16 protein-coding genes and 1 pseudogene are annotated in these 18,804 nt (G+C 69.8%); 8 read left to right on the top strand and 9 right to left on the bottom strand.

Annotated elements, in window-relative coordinates; all coding sequences use genetic code 11:
* Nucleotides 1-36: 36 nt before the first annotated feature.
* Nucleotides 37-1,011: a glycine betaine ABC transporter substrate-binding protein gene (locus OG430_RS11985; RefSeq protein ID WP_442816480.1), complete on the bottom strand. Its 975-nt coding sequence runs from the start codon at nt 1,009-1,011 to the stop codon at nt 37-39.
* A 484-nt stretch (nt 1,012-1,495) separates the two neighbouring features.
* Here OG430_RS11985 and OG430_RS11980 point away from each other — a divergent pair, with 484 nt between their 5' ends.
* From OG430_RS11980 to OG430_RS11965, 4 genes are read left to right on the top strand one after another with little or no spacing between them, the layout of a single operon-like run.
* Nucleotides 1,496-4,021, top strand: a complete 2,526-nt coding sequence (locus OG430_RS11980; protein ID WP_327352445.1) for an ATP-binding protein — start codon at nt 1,496-1,498, stop codon at nt 4,019-4,021.
* A 50-nt stretch (nt 4,022-4,071) separates the two neighbouring features.
* Complete coding sequence (locus OG430_RS11975) at nt 4,072-4,497, top strand: roadblock/LC7 domain-containing protein (RefSeq protein WP_327359056.1); 426 nt, start codon at nt 4,072-4,074, stop codon at nt 4,495-4,497.
* Nucleotides 4,498-4,529: 32 nt separating this feature from the next.
* The gene (locus tag OG430_RS11970) at nt 4,530-4,976 is read left to right on the top strand and encodes a DUF742 domain-containing protein (RefSeq protein ID WP_327352444.1); all 447 of its coding nucleotides are present in this window, start codon (nt 4,530-4,532) and stop codon (nt 4,974-4,976) included.
* A complete protein-coding gene (locus OG430_RS11965) occupies nt 4,927-5,547 on the top strand; it encodes a GTP-binding protein (protein ID WP_442816479.1) in 621 nt (206 codons plus the stop codon). Before OG430_RS11970 ends, OG430_RS11965 begins: the two co-directional genes overlap by 50 nt.
* Before the next feature lie 19 nt (nt 5,548-5,566).
* Here the strand turns inward: OG430_RS11965 and OG430_RS11960 are convergent, their stop codons facing one another.
* From OG430_RS11960 to OG430_RS11950, 3 genes are read right to left on the bottom strand one after another with little or no spacing between them, the layout of a single operon-like run.
* Nucleotides 5,567-6,241 carry an ABC transporter permease gene (locus OG430_RS11960; RefSeq protein ID WP_327352443.1) on the bottom strand — a complete coding sequence of 225 codons (675 nt, stop codon included), beginning with the start codon at nt 6,239-6,241 and terminating at the stop codon, nt 5,567-5,569.
* Entirely contained in the window at nt 6,238-6,951 is a 714-nt protein-coding gene (locus OG430_RS11955) for an ABC transporter permease (RefSeq protein WP_327352442.1), read from the bottom strand. Before OG430_RS11955 ends, OG430_RS11960 begins: the two co-directional genes overlap by 4 nt.
* A complete protein-coding gene (locus tag OG430_RS11950) occupies nt 6,948-8,087 on the bottom strand; it encodes an ABC transporter ATP-binding protein (RefSeq protein ID WP_327352441.1) in 1,140 nt (379 codons plus the stop codon). The genes OG430_RS11955 and OG430_RS11950 overlap by 4 nt, the downstream gene beginning before the upstream one ends.
* Before the next feature lie 291 nt (nt 8,088-8,378).
* Here OG430_RS11950 and OG430_RS11945 point away from each other — a divergent pair, with 291 nt between their 5' ends.
* Nucleotides 8,379-9,920, top strand: coding sequence for an AMP-binding protein (locus OG430_RS11945; protein ID WP_327352440.1), 1,542 nt, complete (start codon nt 8,379-8,381; stop codon nt 9,918-9,920).
* A gap of 132 nt (nt 9,921-10,052) precedes the next feature.
* Nucleotides 10,053-10,317: pseudogene (locus tag OG430_RS11940) on the top strand (AMP-binding enzyme); the annotation flags it as partial.
* A gap of 23 nt (nt 10,318-10,340) precedes the next feature.
* Here OG430_RS11940 and OG430_RS11935 read toward each other — a convergent pair.
* Entirely contained in the window at nt 10,341-11,414 is a 1,074-nt protein-coding gene (locus OG430_RS11935; protein WP_327352439.1) for an NAD(P)/FAD-dependent oxidoreductase, read from the bottom strand.
* Between the two features lie 219 nt (nt 11,415-11,633).
* Between OG430_RS11935 and OG430_RS11930 the strand changes: the two genes are divergently transcribed.
* Nucleotides 11,634-12,533: an RNA polymerase sigma-70 factor gene (locus OG430_RS11930; RefSeq protein ID WP_327352438.1), complete on the top strand. Its 900-nt coding sequence runs from the start codon at nt 11,634-11,636 to the stop codon at nt 12,531-12,533.
* A 10-nt stretch (nt 12,534-12,543) separates the two neighbouring features.
* Here OG430_RS11930 and OG430_RS11925 read toward each other — a convergent pair whose 3' ends face one another.
* Nucleotides 12,544-13,053 carry a GNAT family N-acetyltransferase gene (locus OG430_RS11925; protein ID WP_327352437.1) on the bottom strand — a complete coding sequence of 170 codons (510 nt, stop codon included), beginning with the start codon at nt 13,051-13,053 and terminating at the stop codon, nt 12,544-12,546.
* 199 nt (nt 13,054-13,252) lie between these two features.
* The gene (locus tag OG430_RS11920; protein ID WP_327352436.1) at nt 13,253-13,975 is read right to left on the bottom strand and encodes a hypothetical protein; all 723 of its coding nucleotides are present in this window, start codon (nt 13,973-13,975) and stop codon (nt 13,253-13,255) included.
* 276 nt (nt 13,976-14,251) lie between these two features.
* Here OG430_RS11920 and gcl point away from each other — a divergent pair, with 276 nt between their 5' ends.
* Nucleotides 14,252-16,045, top strand: coding sequence for a glyoxylate carboligase (gene gcl, locus OG430_RS11915; RefSeq protein WP_327352435.1), 1,794 nt, complete (start codon nt 14,252-14,254; stop codon nt 16,043-16,045).
* Nucleotides 16,046-16,128: 83 nt separating this feature from the next.
* On the opposite strand, the gene OG430_RS11910 is transcribed toward gcl, so the two are convergent.
* Both OG430_RS11910 and OG430_RS11905 read right to left on the bottom strand, forming a co-directional pair.
* Nucleotides 16,129-16,680 carry a hypothetical protein gene (locus OG430_RS11910; protein ID WP_327352434.1) on the bottom strand — a complete coding sequence of 184 codons (552 nt, stop codon included), beginning with the start codon at nt 16,678-16,680 and terminating at the stop codon, nt 16,129-16,131.
* Nucleotides 16,681-17,291: 611 nt separating this feature from the next.
* Entirely contained in the window at nt 17,292-18,752 is a 1,461-nt protein-coding gene (locus tag OG430_RS11905) for a catalase (RefSeq protein ID WP_327352433.1), read from the bottom strand.
* Between the last annotated feature and the right edge of the window lie 52 nt (nt 18,753-18,804).

Genomic DNA, 18,804 nt, shown 5'->3' with positions numbered 1-18,804 from the left:
CGAGCAGTGACTCGGCGGCCGCGCGCTCCACCCCGGTCAGCTGAGGCCCGCCGAGGCCAGCCAGCTCGTGGCCACGTCCCGCGGGTCCTTGTTGTCGACCTGGACCTCACTGTTGAGCTTGACGAGGGTCTCCGTGTCGAGCTTCGCCGAGACGGCGTTGAGCGCGGCGATGCCCTCGTCCGTCAGACCGCTCTTGTGGACCAGCGGCGTCACGTTCTCGATCCCGAAGAGGTTCTTGGGGTCCTGCAGGATCAGGAACTTGTTCTTGGTGATGCCGGGGTCGGTGCTGAAGATGTTGCCGGCCTGGATGCTGTTTCCCTTGAGCGCGGCGACGGTCAGCGGGCCGCCCGCGTCGAGGGCCTTGAAGGACTTGAAGTTGAGCTTGTACTCGTCCTTCAGGCCGGGCAGCCCGTGGTGCCGGGTCTGGAATTCGGGGGACCCGCCGAGGACCATCTCGGGCGCCGCGTCCGCCAGGTCCTCGAGGGTCGATTCGGCGGTGAGCTTGTACTTCTTCGCCGTCTCCTCGTTCACCGCGACCGCGTCCTTGTCCTGCGCCTCGGAGGACTCCAGGAGGGTCAGATTCGCGTCAAGTTTGCCCTTGACCGCCGTGTTGGTCGCGTCCGTCTCCGGCTTGGCCTTGCCCTTCAGGTAGGTGAGCAGGGCGCCGTTGTACTCGGGCATGACGGTGAGCGTACCGTTCTTGATCAGCCCGTACGTGGTCTCACGGCTGCCGATGTTGAGCTTGTAATTGACCTTGATCCCCTTGGACTTCAGGGCCTCGCCGTAGATGTCGGCGAGCAGGATGCTCTCGGGGAAGTTGTTGGAGCCGACCACGACCGTGCCGCCCTTGGGCTTGTCGCCGGACTTCAGGGGGTCGTCGTCCTTGCCGTCGTCGGAGCCGCAGCCCGTCAGTGTCACCGCGGCGAGGGCCAGCAGGGAGACGGCGTACGTCGCGGACTTGCGGGCGCTACGGGTGCTGCGGGGGCTACGGGTGTTTCTGACGGAGGTCACTTTGGGTCATCCAGACGTGGCAGGGGAAGCGGTCGGTGGGTCGAGAAGCATGGCGCAACGACGATCCAAGCTGGATCATTCGCGGACCGTCAAGAGACATATGGATCAGCAGAGTTGAAGGCGGCGCGCCGAAACGTCCCCGCAACGTAACCAAAATATGAGCGAATCCGGCGTATCCGAGTGTCCGTTCTTGATTGATTACGCCCACCAGGTTCCGGAAGCGGCTACTGTTGCCCGCGCTGAGGGCCCTGCTCCGCTTGTCCGGCTGTGGTCGGCCTGAAATCGTCGGCCTGTAACCGAAGTTGAGGAAGTCAAGGAGGAATGGGTGCCCGCGCACAGGAGAGCCGACCGGAAGCGGCCTTTAACGGCTCCGCGCAAGGGACCGGCGGTTCCCCCTCCCACGACCGGTCGGATATCGCCCCCGGGCGACTCGAAGCCCCCCTTCCTGGACCGGCTGCCGTTCCGCCGAAAGCTGAACGTCCTGGTGATCGTGCCGCTCGCGGTCGTCTCGGCGATGCTGTCCTTCGTCATCCTCGGACAGGTCGACCGGGCCCGCTCCGCGGCCGACACCGCTCAACTCGTCCGCGACAGCGCCCAGGTGGCACGCCTCATCGACGGGGTGCAGAGCGAGCACCGGCAGGCGCTCCTCGTCTCCCTGCACTATGAGGCCGCCCCCTCGAAGGACAGCGCGCCGGACACCTCCAAGTACCTCCGGGCACAGCACGACGTCTCCTCCCAGGTCGCGGCCGTCCGCTCCGCATATGGGGACCGGCTCCCGGACGGCGGGGCCAAGGCGCTCAAGGAGCTCGAGGGCCTGGACAGCCTCCGCCAGAGCGTCGCCTCGGGCCCGCTGCCCGCCAGCAACATCGACCCCGCGTACGGATCGGTCATCAAGGGCCTGATCAACGGCCTGGGGCTGGGCGGTGAGGGCGGCGACTCGGGCTCGGACGCGAGCAGCCTGCTCGACGCGCTGCTGAGGGCCGACACCGCGCACGCCTCCTTCGAGACCAGCGTCTTCGCCGCCCGCACCCGCGACCCCAGCGCGCTCATGGAGTACACCCGCGCCGTCCGCGACTTCGAGCAGTACACGTACCAGGCCGAGCGCTTCACCCGGCTCGCCACCCAGGAGCAGGGCGCCGAACTCGCCGCCACGGAGCACAGCCCCTACCAAGGCCTCGTCGAACAGCACTTCAACGAGCTCCAGGCCGACCCGGGCAACCTCGTCGCCGAGAACGCCGCCCAGCTGCGTGCCGCCCTCGCCGACGCCCTGGACGCCGAGCCCACCTACGAGAGCCAGGCCCAGAACCGGCTGAAGATCACCCAGTCCCTCATCGGCCAGATCGCCGGCGACACCGAGAGCGCCTCGCAGCGGGCCTGGGGTCAGGTCGTCCTGCTCGGCACCGGCACCGTGCTCGCCTTCGCGGCCTGGTTCCTGTTCTCCGTCCTGGTCCGCCGCTCCGTGGTGCGTACCGTACGCACCCTCACCGAGGCCGCCCAGGACGTGGCCGACGCCGCCGGCAAGGAGCTGGCCCGGGTCGCCGACGACGACGCCGACGACGCGAGCCCGCCGCGCCTGACCGCCGTGCCCGTGCCGGTCCGCGACGAACTCGGCGAGCTCGCCGAGGCGTTCAACCAGGTGCAGCTCACCGCGACGGCGCTGCTGGAGCGCCAGGTCATGGGCCGCCGCAACATCGCCACGATGTTCGGCAACGTGGGCCACCGCGTCAGCAACCTCACCACCCGCCAACTCGCCCTGATCGACTCGGTGGAGCGCGGCGAGACCGACCCCGAGACCCTGGAGCGGCTCTACCGCATCGACCACATCGCGGTGCGCCTCCAGCGCAACGCCGACAGCCTGATGCTGCTCGCCGGCATCCGGGAGTCGGCCCTGGGCGCCGAGCCCATGCGGCTCAGCAACATCGTGCGGGCCGCGCTCGGCCAGATCGAGGGCTACCAGCGCGTCACCCCGCACGCCGAGGGCGATGTCACCGTCGCCCCCGACATCGTCGGCGACCTGACGCTGATGCTCGCCGAACTCCTGGAGAACGCGGTGCAGTTCTCCCCGGCGTCCAGCAGCGTCGAAGTGGTCCTGCGCCCCCGGCCCGACGCCGACGGCGCGCTCGTCGAGATCGTCGACCACGGCCTCGGCATGAACGCCGAACGCCTCGCCGAGGAGAACGCCCGCCTCATCCGCCGCGAACGGCTCGACCTCGCGCCGACGGAAGTGCTCGGCCTGTTCGTGGTCGGCGGCCTCTCCCGGCGCTGGGGCATCGAGGTCACCCTGTCCCGCACCCCGGGCGGCGGGGTCACCGCCACCGTCGTGCTCCCCGGCGGACACCTGGTGCACGGCGCCCCGGTCGGACCGCCCGCCCGCGCGCCCAAGATGCTGCCCCCGTCCCGCCGCCCGGGCGCGGGTCACCCGCGCCCCGCACGGGTCGAGCCCGCACCCGGCGCCTCGGCGCTGCCGCGCCGCGTCCCCTCGGCGCAGGCCCCGGGCCGGCAGGCCCCCGGATCACCGGCGCCCGCAGGACCCTCCGGTCACGTACGGCTGCGCGCGCCCGCACCGAGCTACGACGAGGACCTGACGCACACCCGCACCACGCACGAACCCCCCGCGCAAGGGGCACCGGCGCCGCCGCGGCCCGACGAGGCCTCGGGCCCGCTGCGCCGCAGGGTGCGCGGCGCCACCCTGGGGACCACCACCGCCGCGGGCCGCCTGCCCCGGCAGGCGGAGCCGCCGCAGCGCCCGCCGACCGGCTGGCACCCGGCCGACGCGGAGGCCGCCCGCAGCGAGATCGACGAGTTCGAGGCGGCCGTCCGGCGGGCCGAGCGTGACAGCGTGCCCGAGCCCGAGGGCATGCCGGGCCACTACGGCGAGCCCGCCCCCGAGAACATGCCCGGCCACTACGGCGAGCCCGAGCCCGACCCCCTGCCCGGCCGCCACGGCGTGCCCGAGCACAGCAGCACACCCCGCACCAGACCCACCTCCCCGGAAGGCATGAGCGAGTGAACCAGTGGACAGGTGAGCCGAATTCCGGAGTCCTGCAGCAGGCACCGGACATGAAGGCCGCCGCGGCAGACTTCAATTGGCTGCTCAATCGCTTCGCGACGGAGACCGCCGGTGTGGTCGACGTGATCGGTGTGTCCTCCGACGGCCTGCTGATCGCGGTCTCCCAACTGCGCGGCCAGGCCGACTCGGAGCGGCTCGCGGCCATCGTCTCCGGCATCACCAGCCTCGCCATGGGGGCGTCGGGCAACTACGGCCTCGGCGGCCTCAACAAGGTCATCATCGACCTGGAGAACGGCCACCTCCTGGTGTCGGCGCTCGGCGCGGGCGCTGTGCTCGGCGTGGTCGCCTCCAAGGAGGCCAAGCTCGGCAACATCGCGTACGAGATGACGCTGTTCGCCAACCGGGCCGGTTCCGCGCTGAGCCCGGCCCTGGTGATGGAGCTGAAGAACACCGTGGGCGTAGCGCCCGCCGGCTGACCACCGGAACGGACGGGGGAGGGGAGAGCGTGATGACGGGCGGCGAGGGTGCGGCCGACGGCGAGGAGACCTGGGGCGAGGACGGCTGGGAGGCGGAACCACCCGCTCCGGTCGTCCGGCCCTTCCTGCTGACGGCGGGCCGGATCGCGGGCGGCGCGGGACTCGTCCCGCCCATCCCCATCGAGACGCAGGTCGTGGCGACGGAGGTGGGCCTCGCGGCACTCGACGCCTTCGCCTTCGACCAGCACCGCGACATCATCACGCTCTGCAGCCGTCCGCAGTCCCTCGCCGAGATCGCGGCGAAACTGCGGATGCATCTGAATGTGATCCGGGTACTCGCCGACGATCTGCGCGCGGACGGCCAACTGGCCCTGTACGCCCCGCAGTCCGACGCCCACCGGGATGTCTCCGTACTGCGAAGGGTTATCGATGGTCTCCGAGCTGTCCCCGACTCCAGAGGCGCGATCCGTGAGGGATAGCGAGTCCGTGTCCGCGCCCCAACAGCCGCCGCTGCCCGTGAAGATGGTGATCGCGGGCGGCTTCGGCGTGGGCAAGACGACGACCGTGGGCGCCATCTCGGAGATCGAGCCGCTGACCACCGAGGCGTCCATCACCTCGGTCGCCGCGGGCGTCGACGACCTGTCGCACACCCCGCAGAAGATGACGACGACCGTCGCGATGGACTTCGGCTGCGTCACGCTCGACCCGACCCTGAAGCTCTATCTGTTCGGCACGCCCGGGCAGGAGCGGTTCGGCTTCATGTGGGACGACCTGGTCGAGGGGGCGCTCGGCGGCCTCGTCATCGTCGACACCCGCCGCTTCGACGACTGTTACGCCGCCGTCGACTACTTCGAGCACCGCGGGATCCCGTTCGCCGTCGCGGTGAACACCTTCGACGGCAGGATCGAGCACAACCTGGAGGAGGTGCGCTGGGCGCTGGACGTCGGCGACCACGTCCCGGTCACCGTGTTCGACGCCCGTGAGCGCGGATCGGTCCGGGACGCGCTGCTCGTGGTGTTGGAGCACGCCCTGGCCACCGCGGAGCAGTAGCCAGGGCGTACAGGTAGTTTCAGGCCGTACGCCGTCGCCGTACGCCCGGTGACACCGCGACCCGCGCCACCGCCCAGAACAGCACCAGCACCAGGAGTGCCAGCGTGGCGGTGAGCGTCGCGCCGCCCACGACCTTCTCGTAGTCCCGCTGGTACAGGCCGTCCACGATGTACCGGCCGACCCCGCCGAGGCTCACATACGCCGCGATCGTCGCCGTCGACACGATCTGGATGGCGGCCGAGCGCAGCCCGCTCAGGATCAGCGGCAGCGCCGCCGGCACCTCGACCTGGAACAGGATCTTCACCGACGGCATGCCCATGCCCCGGGCGGCGTCCACGGGCGACGGGTCGACATTGCGCACCGCCTCGTACGTGGTGATGAGGATCGGCGGGATCGCGAGGACGACCAGGGGGATCATCACGGGCAGCACCCCGAGCCCCAGCCACACGAACATCAGCACGAGGAGCCCGAACGTCGGCAGCGCACGCGCCGCCGTCGCCACGAACGCCAGCGCGTTGCCGCCGCGGCCGGTGTGCCCGGTGACCAGGCCGATGGGCAGCCCGATGGCCGCGGAGATCGCGAGCGCCGAGGAGGAGTACTGCAGGTGCTCCAAGACGCGCTGCGGGATGCCGTCGTAACCGCTCCAGCGGGCGCCGTCGGAGAAGAAGGCCTGCATGAATTCGAGTACGTTCACGACACGCGCTCCGGTGCGCGGGCGACGCCCGCCTTCGTGGGCCTACGGGCGGCTGTGCGGGCTCTGCGGGCGGCCGGCGGCTGCCAGGGCGTGAGCAGCCGGCGGGCGAGGACGAGCGCCGCGTCGACCAGGATCGCCAGGACGGCGGTGGTGACCACCGAGTTCACGGCGAGGATCGGGCGGTCGTAGAGCATCGCCGTGGTGAGCAGATTGCCGAGGGCGCCCTGGTTGCCGATCAGCGAGCCCACGCTCACCAGGCTGATGCTGGAGGCGGCGGCCACCCGCAGCCCGGCGAAGATCGCCGGTACGGCGATGGGCAGTTGGACCTGGAAATAGCGGCGCACCGGCCCGATGCCCATGGCCGCGGCGGCGGCGATCGTCTCCTCGGGCACCGAGCGGACGCCGTCGACGACGGCGGGGACGAGCACCACCAGGCTGTACAGACTCAGCGGGATCATCACGGTGAGCGTGCTGAGGCCGGTGTAGTCGATGAGCACCACGAAGAAGGCCAGCGACGGGACCGCGTAAAGGACCGTCGTGATCCACAGGACCGGCGGATAGATCCAGCGGATCCGCACGCACAGCAGGCCGAGCGGCACCGCGAGGGCGAACCCGATGAGCACCGGGACCAGGGCCTCCTGCAGATGCCAGCCGACGAGGCCGAGATAGCTGTGCTGGAGGTCGCTCGGGATGTCGAAGAAGCCGTTCATCGGGCGGCCTTGATGACCGATGACGCCTGGGCGGACGCCGCGGACTCAGTGGCTCGCCGCTGTGAGGCCGCGCGGATCGCCGCCGCGACCGTCTCCTGCCCGGCGACCCCGAGCACCACGCCCGCCCGGTCCACGCCGACGGCCCGCCCGGTGGGCGAGAGCACCGCGTGGTCGAGCGCGACCCGCAGCGAGTCGCGGCCCACCACGAAGGCCTGGCCGTACGGCAGCAACGTCTGTACGTCGCCATTCCAGTTGGGCAGGTCCGCCCAGCCCAGCGGCTTGCCGGCCGCGTCGGTGACCAGGACCTGCGCGGGCGTCTTGGCGAGGGCGGACCAGTCCGTGCCGAGCGGGAAGACATGGGAGCGGTCGAGCTCCAGGTCGCCCGTGGACAGGAAGGACAGCGAGCGGATGCCCCGGTCGCCGCCCAGGAACTCCTCCACGAAGGGGTCCGCCGGCGCCGCGAGCAGCTCGTCCGGGGCGGCGAACTGGGCGAGCCTGCCCCCGGTGCGCAGCACGGCGATGCGGTCGCCGATGGTGATGGCCTCGTCCATGTCATGGGTGACGAACACGATCGCCTTGCCCAATTCGCCCTGGATGCGCAGAAGTTCCTCCTGCAGTCCGCGCCGCACCACCGGGTCGACCGCCGAGAACGGCTCGTCCATCAGCAGGATCGGCGGGTCCGAGGCGAGCGCGCGGGCCACCCCGACGCGCTGCTGCTGGCCGCCGGAGAGCTGGTACGGGTAGCGCTTGGCCATCTCCGTGTCCAGGCCCACCCGTTCCATCAGCTCGGCGGCCCGCGCCCGGGCCTTCTGCTTGGGCACGCCGAGCAGGCGCGGCACGGTGGCGATGTTGTCGAGGACGGTGCGGTGCTGGAAGAGCCCCGCGTTCTGGATGACGTAACCCATCGACCGGCGCAGGGCGTTGACCGGTTTGCTGCGGATGTCCTCGCCGCCCACCCGGATGGTGCCGCTGCTGGGCTCCACCATCCGGTTGATCATGCGCAGGGTGGTGGTCTTGCCGCACCCCGAGGGTCCGACGAGCACGGTGATGGAGTGGTCCGGTATTTCAAGAGACAGGCGATCGACGGCCACCGTGCCGTCGGCGTATCGCTTGCTGGCGTCTTCGATGACTATCAAGCGTCCAAACCCTTCGGGCAGGCTCTGTACAGGTTCTGGTGTGACGCGATGCAGGTTCTGGTGTGACGCGATGCAGGTTCTGGTGTGACGCGATCATGTGAACAAGAGTGCGCAGTCTAGCCAGTTGTGCGAGTGGTGACATGAACGCGGGATGACAGCGGTCAATGGAGGCGCAGGGAGGCGTATTCGGCCTGCTCCCCGGACCGTTGACGGTTCGCGGCCGTCGGGTTCCAATCTTCCCAGCCGAGGCAGTCGAGTTGTTCCGGACACACGAACACGGGAGACAGCGCAATGCGGGTACCGATGACCATCACGGACTTCCTCGACCGGGCCGAGCTCGGCTTCGCCTCCGGCCTCGGTGTCGTCGACGAGCCGGACCAGCCCGGCCCGCCCGTACCCGACCTGGCGTACGGCCGCCTCGCTGAGCGGATCCGGGCCTGGCAGGCCGGGTTCGACGCGCTCGGGATCGGCGAGGGCGAGCGGATCGCGGTCGTCAGCCACAACTCCACCCGCATGCTCGAACTGCTCTTCGCGGTCCCGATGAGCGGCCGCGTCTGCGTGCCGGTCAACTTCCGGCTCAAGCCCGAGGAGATCGAGTACGTCGTCCAGCAGTCCGGCGCCACGGTGTTGCTCGTCGACCCCGAACTGGACGCACCCCTGTCCGGCGTCAAGGCCCGCCACCGCTTCGTGCTCGGCGAGCAGACCGAGACCGAGCTGATGCGCTTCGGCGTCGAGCCCCGCCCCTGGTCACATCCGGACGAGGACGCCACCGCCACCATCAACTACACCTCCGGCACCACCGCACGCCCCAAGGGCGTCCAGCTCACCCACCGCAACATCTGGGTCAACGGCCTGACCCTCGGCCTGCACACCCGCGCCTGGGAGCGCGACGTCTATATGCACACGCTCCCGATGTTCCACTGCAACGGCTGGGGCATGCCCTACGTCATGGCCGGACTCGGCGTACCGCAGATCGTCCTGCGCAAGGTCGACGGCACCGAGATCCTGCGCCGCGTCGAGCGGCACGGCGTCACCCTGATGTGCGGCGCGCCCGCCGTGTGGAACGCGGTCCTCGACGCCGCCGCGACCTGGGACGGCGAGATCCCCGGCCGCGACCGCGTGCGCCTCGTCTGCGCCGGGGCCCCGCCGCCGACCAAGACCATCCAGCGCATCGACGAGGAACTGGGCTGGGAGTTCCTGCAGATCTACGGCCTCACCGAGACCTCGCCCCTGCTCACCTTCAACCGCACCAGCCCCGCCGACGCCGCCCTGCCCGCCGAGGAGCGCGCCCGCAAGCTCTCCCGGGCCGGCCTGCCCGCGCTCGGCGTGAAGCTCAAGGTCTCCGACGGCGGCGAGGTCCTGGCCCGCTCGAACGTCGTGCTCGAGGGCTACTGGGACAAGCCCGAGGAGACCCACGCCGCCCTGGAGGGCGGCTGGTTCCACACCGGCGACGGCGGCACGCTCGACGAGGACGACGGCCATCTCACCATCTCCGACCGGAAGAAGGACGTGATCATCACCGGCGGCGAGAACGTCTCGTCCATCGAGGTGGAGGACACGATCTTCAGCCACCCCGCGGTCGCCGAGGTCGCGGTCATCGGCGTACCGCACGAGAAGTGGGGCGAGACCATCAAGGCCCTCGTCGTCCGCGCGGAGGGCGCCTCGGTCGAGGAGGCCGACATCATCGCGCACTGCAAGGAGCGGATGGCGGGCTACAAGGCGCCCACGTCGGTCGAGTTCCGGGACGCGATCCCGCGTACCGCCACCGGCAAGATCCAGAAGTTCAAGCTGCGGGAGCCGTACTGGGCGGGTCTGGGCCGGGAGGTCAACTGACCATGCCCCGACCTCTCGTACGCGCACGGGACCGGCTCCGACCCACTCCTCGGGGACACCATCGGGGCCAACCCGGACCGGGCGGTCGCCGCGTGGCCGGAGCGGGACGCGCCGGTCGACGTGGAGTCGGGGCGGGTGGTCGGCGTCCCGCACGAGCGGTACGGGGAACAGGTCCTGGCCTGCGTCATCCTGCGTCATCCCGCGTGACCCGAAGCAACGGCTGACGCTGGGGGAGTTGCGGGAGTACTGCCGTGAGCAGCTCGCCCATTACGAGATCCCGAGCGAGCTGCGGATACCGGAGTCGTTCCCCGTGACGGTCAGCGGCAAGGTCCGCAAGATCGAGTCGAGGGAGCAGTGGGCCACGGCCCTTTGTGTGCGCCACGCGACCCAGGACTGACCCGGCAGGGCGGCCGCCCCGCCTCACATCCCCTTGCGGGCGCTGAACTTCGCGCCGATCAGCGTGAGCCCCTTGAAGCCGGCCCCGAGCACCCGCCCGCTGACCTTGGAGTCCTTGAGGGAGTCGTCGCCGTGCGTGAACTGGGCCACCGCGTTCTTGCGGCCGAGGCTGACGCACCGGGCCGCGTACTTCGGGGTGTACGACTCGGGCGCCTCGCCCTTGGCCAGCCGCACCAGGGCCCCGACCGCGTGTGAGCCCTGCGGTCCGGCGCTCTGGCAGGACATCCGGGCGCCGGGGATGGCCGCGCAGTCGCCGATCACGAAGATCCGCTCGTCGGAGACGCTGCGCAGGGACGCGTCCACGATCGCCAGACCCTCGGCGTCGACGTCGAGGCCGCTGCGCGCCGCGAGGTCGGGCACGCCCCCGACGATCGCCCACAGCGTCAGGTCGGAGGCGAGCTCCGCACCCGAGCGGAGGCGGACAGCGCCGTCGAACCGGCCGCTGCCCGCGGTCACTTCGGCGACACCGTCGTCCACGATGTCTACGCCCAGGCGCTCAAGGCCGGTGCGGACGAGCTGCCGTGCCGTACCGGAGTAGCTCTCGGCCACCGACGACCCGACGATCCGCACCTTGAGGTCTGACCGGGCCTCGGCCACCTCGGAGGCCGTCTCGATGCCCGTCGCGCCGCCCCCGACGACCGTCACGGTGGAGCCGGCGGGAAGCGCGGCAAGCGCCTCGCGGGCCTCCTCGGCGCCTTCCCAGGTGCCGATCGGGACGGTGCCCGGCAGCGGCCGCACCGTGCTGCCCACGGCGAGAAAGGCGTAGTCGAAGTCGATGCTCTCGCCGTCGTCGAGGACGACGGTGCCGTCGCCGATCTTGTCGACGGTGGCGACCCGTGCGGTGATCCCCTTGCCCAGCATCCCGGTGAGGGGCGTCGCGGCGACGGCGGTCCCTGCCACCTGCTGGTGCAGCCGCACGCGCTCCACGAAGTCGGCTCGCGGGTTGATGACGGTGATCTCGGCGCCCGTCATTTTCTTGGCGAGACCGTTCGCCGCGGTCGTGCCCGCGTATCCGGCGCCTATCACTACGACCTTCATCTCGGCCTCCTGGCAGAGTGGTTGGTGTTGCTCAGTGGGTGAAGCAGTTGGTTAAGCAGTCGGTGAAGCAGTGGGTGAAGCACTTGGCTGCACACAAGACACCGGTGCCGCGGCCCCTGTGACAGCGGGTTCTTGTGATGCGGGTCACTCGGGATGGCCGGTGACGTGACAGGGCCGATGCCCAAGATCCAAAATCCGAGGTCGAAGAAGGAGCCGCCCATGGCCAGCCCGAACCCGATCGCCACCGAGGCGTTCGTCGCCCACCGCAATCTGCTCTTCACCGTCGCCTACGAGATGCTCGGCTCGGCCGCGGACGCGGAGGACGCCGTCCAGGAGACCTGGCTGCGCTGGGCGGACGTCGACCTGGAGACGGTGCGGGACCATCGCGCCTACCTGGTGCGGATCGCCACCCGGCAGGCGCTCAACCGGATGCGTACGCTCAGCCGGCGCAAGGAGTCGTACGTCGGTCCCTGGCTGCCCGAACCGCTGCTCACCGCGCCCGACGTGGCCGAGGACGTCGAGCTCGCCGACAGCGTCTCGACGGCGATGCTGCTCGTCCTGGAGACGCTTCCGCCGGTCGAGCGGGCGGTGTTCGTGCTGCGCGAGGTCTTCGACTTCGGCTATGACGAGATCGCCGACGCCGTCGAGAAGAAGCCCGCGACCGTACGGCAGATCGCCCACCGGGCGCGGTCCCACGTCGCGGCCCGCCGGCCGCGCGGTGACACCACCGCGGCCGAGAGCCGGGCCGCGCTCGAGGCCTTCCAGCGGGCGGTCACGACGGGCGACGTACAGGGCCTGCTCGACATCCTCGCGCCGGACGTCGTCTACCTGGCCGACGGCGGCGGCATCAGGCGGGCCGCGACCAGGCCGCTCGTGGGGGCCGACAAGGTGGGCCGTTTCCTGGCCGCGAAGAAGGTCGCCCTGGCCATGGGCAAGGCGGAGATGGAGCACGCCCAGGTCAATGGCAGCCCGGCGCTGATCATCCGCCTGGACGGGGAGATCGACACCGTCGTGTCGCTGCGCATGGACGAAGGCGCCGTCACCGGCCTCTACCTCCTGCGCAACCCCGAGAAGATGACGCACCTCGCAGGGGAGCCCGCGGAGTTGCTGAGCCGCTGAAGCCCGGGCTTCAGTCGGTCAGTGGCTTACGCATGCACACGCGTGGCCACCGGTCCAGGCCGAGCTCGCCCTCGTGGGCGCGGACCTTCCGCAGCCCCGGGGTGAGTTCGGCCTCGCCGAGCACCGTGAACCCGAGGCGCTCGTAGTAGGGCGCGTTCCACGGCACCTCGGTGAAGGTGGTCAGCGTGAGGGCGTCCAGGCCGTGCTCGTTCGCGTACTCCTGCGCGTACGCGATCAGGGCGCGCCCCACGCCCCGGCGGGCGGCGTCCGGGTGGACGGAGACCTGCTCGATGTGGAGGCTCCCGTCCACCGGTTCGGCGACCAGATAGGCCACGACGCCCGCGTTCTCCTCGACGACCCAGGCCCGCCCCGCACGCCGGAACGTATCGAGCACCCCCAGCTCGGGCGGCTCGTCGTCCGCGATCTCCACCATGCCGACGGCCCGGAACGGCTCGCCCGCGGCGCGCTCGACGGCTTGGAGGAGCGGGAGTTCGTCCGGGGTGGCGAGACGGATGCGCATGGGATGAGTATCTCTTTCTCCCCGCCCCGCCCCTTCCCGAAATCCTCCGGAGGCTGGGGGCTGCGCCCCCAGACCCCCTTTGTCCTCAAACGCCGGACGGGCTGATTCATCTCTGATGAATCAGCCCGTCCGGCGTTTGAGGACAGTCTTTGAAGCCGGCGGCAGCCTTACGGGAAGGGGCGGGGCGGGGAGGAAATCCCTACGCCCCAGCGGTCACCAGCTCGTCCGCAGGACTGTTCACGGGCTGGGGCGTGCCCGTCAGGTCGAGGACGAACAGGGGCACAGCAAGCGAGTCGGCCCGCCGCCGAGCCTCATCCGTATACCCGGCCAGGGAAAAGCAGACCCCGACCGCCGACGAGCCCAGCCCGTTCAGCCACAGGCACTCCACGTCCCGCACCGACACCGGCCGCGTCGACGGCTCGACCTGTGCCACCAGGCCCGGCGCGTGCAGCCCGATGCCCGAAGCCGGACGCTGTTCGGTGCGTCGTACGTCACTGAAGCCGAGCCACTTCAGATAGAGCGCGGCCGCGGTCACCGCGTCGCGAGCCGTGCGGATCGTGACCGGGTGGAACACGGGCCGGGGCGTCGAAGCGGTCCGCGGCAGCGGTATGTGCGCGGGCGGCACCGGGCCCTCGCCCCGGAACCCGGGCGGGTCGACGGCGACCGACCGCACCGGTATCCGCAGCACCGCCCCACAGCCGCAGCCGAGCTCCGGATGCGGCCACTGGGCGTGCAGTCCGCAGGCCGGGCAGCGCACGGTGACCCAGTCGTCGTCCCAGGTCCGGTGGGTGATCAGGGCGGGGGCCGCGCCGCGCAGCAGGGGCGGCGTGACGGGCGTACCGCAGGTGCAGGGGTAGGACGACGGCGCGTAGACGTGCTCGCGGCGGCAGGCCGGGCAGCGGATCGGAACGCTCTCGCCCATGCCCGCCCTCCCTCTGCGCGATCTCTGCGCGATCTCTGCGCGATCGCTTCTCGCTCTCGTCCCCGCCGTGCCGCCGTGCCCTTCCATGGTCCACCTGTTCGGCCGCCTGCGGGAGGCATTGTGCGGATCCGCTCAGCAGAACGGCCTTGACGCCTCGCCGGACCTGCTCTTACATTGCTTCCGTATAGCAGAACATTACTTTCGCATCGTGGAAACGGACCCGGTGACAGCGCGACCTCCGCGAAAGTGCCCGACAGATCGACGCAGGAGTACTCGATGCCTCGTATGACAGCCGCCGCTGCGGCAGTGGAGATCCTCAAGCTCGAAGGCGTTACGAACGCGTTCGGAGTGCCGGGCGCTGCGATCAACCCCTTCTACCGCGAGCTCAAGAACGTCGGTAACGGCGAGATCGGGCACACGCTGGCCCGTCACGTCGAGGGTGCCTCGCACATGGCCGAGGGCTTCACCCGCGCCAAGGCGGGCAACATCGGTGTCTGCATCGGTACCTCCGGCCCGGCCGGTACCGACATGATCACCGGCCTGTACTCGGCCATCGCGGACTCGATCCCGATCCTGTGCATCACGGGCCAGGCCCCGGTCTCGAAGCTCCACAAGGAGGACTTCCAGGCCGTCGACATCGCCTCGATCGCCAAGCCGGTCACCAAGATGGCCGTCACGGTCCTCGAGGCCGCGCAGGTCCCCGGCGTGTTCCAGCAGGCCTTCCACCTGATGCGCTCCGGCCGTCCGGGCCCGGTCCTCATCGACCTGCCCATCGACGTCCAGCTCACCGAGATCGAGTTCGACCCGGAGACGTACCAGCCGCTGCCGGTCTACAAGCCGCAGGCCAGCCGCGCCCAGGCCGAGAAGGCCCTGAGCTTCCTCCTGGAGTCCGAGCGCCCGGTGCTCATCGCGGGCGGCGGCATCATCAACGCCGACGCCACCGACCTGCTGGTCGAGCTCGCCGAGATCACCAACATCCCGGTCATCTCCACCCTGATGGGCTGGGGCACCATCCCGGACGACCACAAGCTGGCCGCCGGCATGGTCGGTGTGCAGACCGCGCACCGCTACGGCAACGCGACGTTCCTCGAGTCGGACGTGGTCATCGGCATCGGCAACCGCTGGGCCAACCGTCACACCGGCTACAACCTGGACGCGTACACCAAGGGCCGCAAGTTCGTCCACGTCGACATCGAGCCCACCCAGCTCGGCAAGATCTTCGCCCCGGACTTCGGCATCGCGTCCGACGCCAAGGCCGCCCTGGAGCTCTTCGTCGAGATCGCGAAGGAGTGGAAGGCCGCGGGCAAGCTCCCGGACTTCTCCGCCTGGGCCGAGTCCGCGCAGGAGCGCAAGGCCACCCTGCAGCGCCGTACGCACTTCGACAACATCCCCATGAAGCCGCAGCGCGTCTACGAGGAGATGAACAAGGCGTTCGGCAAGGACACCCGCTACGTCACCACCATCGGTCTCTCGCAGATCGCCGCGGCCCAGTTCCTGCACGTCTACGGCCCGCGCAACTGGATCAACTGCGGCCAGGCGGGCCCGCTCGGCTGGACGATCCCGGCTGCCATCGGTGCCGCCACCGCGGACCCGGACACCCAGGTCGTCGCCCTGTCCGGCGACTACGACTTCCAGTTCATGATCGAGGAGCTGGCGGTCGCCGCCCAGCACAAGGTCCCCTACGTCCACGTGGTCGTGAACAACGCCTACCTGGGTCTGATCCGTCAGGCGCAGGGTGGTCTGGGCATCAACTTCGAGGTCAACCTCGAGTTCGAGAACATCAACACCCCGGAGCTGGGTGCCTACGGCGTCGACCACGTCAAGGTCGCCGAGGGCCTGGGCGTCAAGGCGATCCGCGTCACGGACCCGAACGAGCTGGGCGAGGCGCTCGAGCAGGCCAAGAAGCTGGCCCAGGAGCACCAGGTGCCGGTCGTCGTCGAGGCCATCCTGGAGCGCATCACCAACATCGCGATGAGCAAGACGGTCGACATGAGCGACGTCACCGAGTTCGAGGAGCTCGCGACGGAGCCCGGCCACGCGCCGACGTCGATCCTCCCGCTCAAGGTGTGAGGTAAGGCTTCCGCGCTGACAGCGGAGTAGAAGGGCGGTCCACCCGGAGGGGGGTGGACCGCCCTTCGTCATGTCCGCACGGTTCAGGCCCGGACGGGGCGGCGCCGGAGGTAGTACTGCACGGTCAGGGCGAGCACGAGGGGGCCCCAGAGCGTGGCGGGGAGCACGCACACGTTGAACAGCAGCTGCCAGGCGCCCGGGGCCTGCCCCGGACCCTCGAAACCGGGCACCCCCAGTACGGACAGCAGGAACGGTCCCCACAGGAGGGTGGCTCCCAGGCCGCCCAGGGTCGCCGGCACGAGCGCCACGTACGGCGGTATGCGGCGTCCACGAAGCACCGGCACCCATTCCGGCACGATCACGCCCCAGCGGCGCACAAGGCCGAAGCAGAGCAGGGCGAGGGCCTCTGTGGTCAGGCTCAGCCCGAATATGTACGGGACGGAGATCCACAGGCTCCCGATGTCCATGTCCTCCATCCCCATCTCGAACCCGAACGCGAACGGGAGGCGCCACAGGCACTGGGGGAGCAGGAGGAGGGGAATGGCGTGGGCCACGAGCTCGGCCCAGCGCGGGACCGGGCGGTCGGTTGTGGTGGTGCTCTTGCTCGTGCTCGCCTGAACTCCGGTGATCGTCATGCCACTTACTCTGCAAGGCTTCCTCCTTCCGATCGTCGCCCGTTGGGCCGGACCGCCTCCGCCCGGTGGGGGAGCGGGTGTACTACTTGGTCCCCTCCCCGCCCCTTCCCGTAAGGCTGCGCCGCCTTCCGCCCTGCGGGCGGTGTCCTCAAACGCCGGACGGGCTGATCTATGCCGACGGCAGCCTTACGGGAAGGGGCGGGGAGGGGAAAACAAAAAGAGCCCCGAGCACGGGACCGTCCGTACTCGGAGCTCTAGCTGCAAAGCTGAAACTGAGGAGTGGTTACCGTCCGACGGCGCAAGGCTGGCGCGACAGGACGTTCGCGCCGCCGGACGGAGCTCAAAGGAACTAACGCATCCCGGCAGGGAGTTGGCTGGGACCGCGGCGGATGTGATGGACCGCTCGTGCACCTTCCCTCAGGTCAAGAAGGGCACGGTCGGACCTTGACCACCGCACTGGCTCACATACCGCCGCGGTCCTCGTCCTGCCCGTTCCACGAGACCACCCCTCATCCGGGTCGCGTGGCGCGGGCTTTAGCGCAAAGGGTCTGACCTCCCGTCAAACCCCAAGCGCAGCTTGGGAGTTACCCCGAGTTGCCTCGGAGGGACTCTTACTGCTCGTCGCGAAGCTCGCGAACAGCAGCCTCCACGCGCTTGCCGTAGTCGGCGTCGGCGGCGTGGAAGTGGGCCAGGTTCTTCTCGATGACGTCCTCACGGGACACCTGCGAGAGACCACCGGCGATGTTGGCGACCAGACGGCCCTTCTCGTCCTCGGACATCAGGCGGAACAGCTCACCGGCCTGGAAGAAGTCGTCGTCCTTGGTGTGCGCCGGGGCCTCGTGCGTGCCCGTGTAGCCGGTGACGGCCTTCGGGGCACCGAGCGCCAGACCGGTCTCGGCCGGACCCTGGTACGAGTTGGGCTCGTAGTTCTTGTCCGAGCGCGAACCGTTGCGCAGCGCCATGGCACCGTCGCGGCCGTAGTTGACGGCCTCGGTCGCCTTGGGGGCGTTGACCGGGATCAGGGTGTGGTTCACACCGAGGCGGTAACGCTGGGCGTCGGCGTACGCGAACAGACGGCCCTGGAGCATCTTGTCCGGCGAAGCGGTGATGCCCGGCACGAAGTTGTTCGGCGAGAACGCGGACTGCTCGACCTCGGCGAAGACGTTGTCGGGGTTCCGGTCCAGGACCAGACGGCCGACGCGCTGCAGCGGGTAGTCGCTGTGCGGCCACACCTTGGTGAGGTCGAACGGGTTGAAGCGGTAGTCAGCGGCCTCGGCGGCCGGCATGACCTGCACGTACAGGGTCCACGAGGGGGTGACGCCGCGCTCGATGGACTGCACGAGGTCGGTCTGGTGCGTGTCGCCGTCCTGGCCGGCCAGCTCGGCGGCCTGGTCCGAGGACAGGCTGCGGATGCCCTGGTTCGTCTTGAAGTGGTACTTGACGAAGAAGGCCTCGCCCTGCTCGTTCGTCCACTGGTACGTGTGCGAGCCGTAGCCGTTCATGTGGCGGTACGAGGCGGGGATGCCGCGGTCGCCCATGAGCCAGGTCACCTGGTGCGTGGCCTCGGGGGCGTGCGCCCAGAAGTCCCAGACGTTGTCCGCTTCCTGCTTGCCTGTGAACGGGTCACGCTTCTGGGAGTGGATGAAGTCGGGGAACTTGATCGGGTCCTTGATGAAGAAGACCGGGGTGTTGTTGCCGACGAGGTCGTAGTTGCCGTCCTCGGTGTAGAACTTGATCGCGAAGCCGCGCGGGTCACGCACGGCGTCACGGCCACCGAGGGAGTCGGCCACGGTCGAGAAGCGCAGGAACAGCTCGGTCTTCTTGCCGACCTCGGAGAGGAACTTGGCCGAGGTGAAGCCGGTGACGTCGTCGGTCACCTCGAAGTGGCCGTAGGCACCGGAACCACGGGCGTGCACGACGCGCTCCGGGATGCGCTCCCGGTTGAAGCGGGCCAGCTTCTCGATGAGCTGCTGGTCCTGGATCAACAGGGGGCCACCGACGCCGGCGGTGGCGGAGTTCTGATTGTCGGCGACCGGGGCGCCAGACTCGGTCGTAAGCACGCGCTTCGACATGGTGACCTTCCGTGCGGAGATGCTGGACGGAGAATGAAAGAGGACTTCCGTC

Origin of the sequence: Streptomyces sp. NBC_01304, from assembly GCF_035975855.1 — a bacterium.
Taxonomy (GTDB): Bacteria; Actinomycetota; Actinomycetes; order Streptomycetales; family Streptomycetaceae; genus Streptomyces.
This window is presented reverse-complemented; position numbering and strand designations above follow the sequence as displayed.

Excerpts from the sequence above, each read along its gene's own strand:
- OG430_RS11935 (WP_327352439.1), bottom strand. The coding sequence starts at position 11,414 with ATGAAGGTCGTAGTGATAGGCGCCGGATACGCGGGCACGACCGCGGCG.
- OG430_RS11945 (WP_327352440.1), top strand. The coding sequence starts at position 8,379 with ATGCGGGTACCGATGACCATCACGGACTTCCTCGACCGGGCCGAGCTC.
- OG430_RS11955 (WP_327352442.1), bottom strand. The coding sequence starts at position 6,951 with ATGAACGGCTTCTTCGACATCCCGAGCGACCTCCAGCACAGCTATCTC.
- OG430_RS11910 (WP_327352434.1), bottom strand. The coding sequence starts at position 16,680 with ATGACGATCACCGGAGTTCAGGCGAGCACGAGCAAGAGCACCACCACA.
- OG430_RS11965 (WP_442816479.1), top strand. The coding sequence starts at position 4,927 with ATGGTCTCCGAGCTGTCCCCGACTCCAGAGGCGCGATCCGTGAGGGAT.
- gcl (WP_327352435.1), top strand. The coding sequence starts at position 14,252 with ATGCCTCGTATGACAGCCGCCGCTGCGGCAGTGGAGATCCTCAAGCTC.
- OG430_RS11905 (WP_327352433.1), bottom strand. The coding sequence starts at position 18,752 with ATGTCGAAGCGCGTGCTTACGACCGAGTCTGGCGCCCCGGTCGCCGAC.
- OG430_RS11930 (WP_327352438.1), top strand. The coding sequence starts at position 11,634 with ATGGCCAGCCCGAACCCGATCGCCACCGAGGCGTTCGTCGCCCACCGC.
- OG430_RS11920 (WP_327352436.1), bottom strand. The coding sequence starts at position 13,975 with ATGGGCGAGAGCGTTCCGATCCGCTGCCCGGCCTGCCGCCGCGAGCAC.
- OG430_RS11975 (WP_327359056.1), top strand. The coding sequence starts at position 4,072 with ATGAAGGCCGCCGCGGCAGACTTCAATTGGCTGCTCAATCGCTTCGCG.
- OG430_RS11970 (WP_327352444.1), top strand. The coding sequence starts at position 4,530 with ATGACGGGCGGCGAGGGTGCGGCCGACGGCGAGGAGACCTGGGGCGAG.
- OG430_RS11925 (WP_327352437.1), bottom strand. The coding sequence starts at position 13,053 with ATGCGCATCCGTCTCGCCACCCCGGACGAACTCCCGCTCCTCCAAGCC.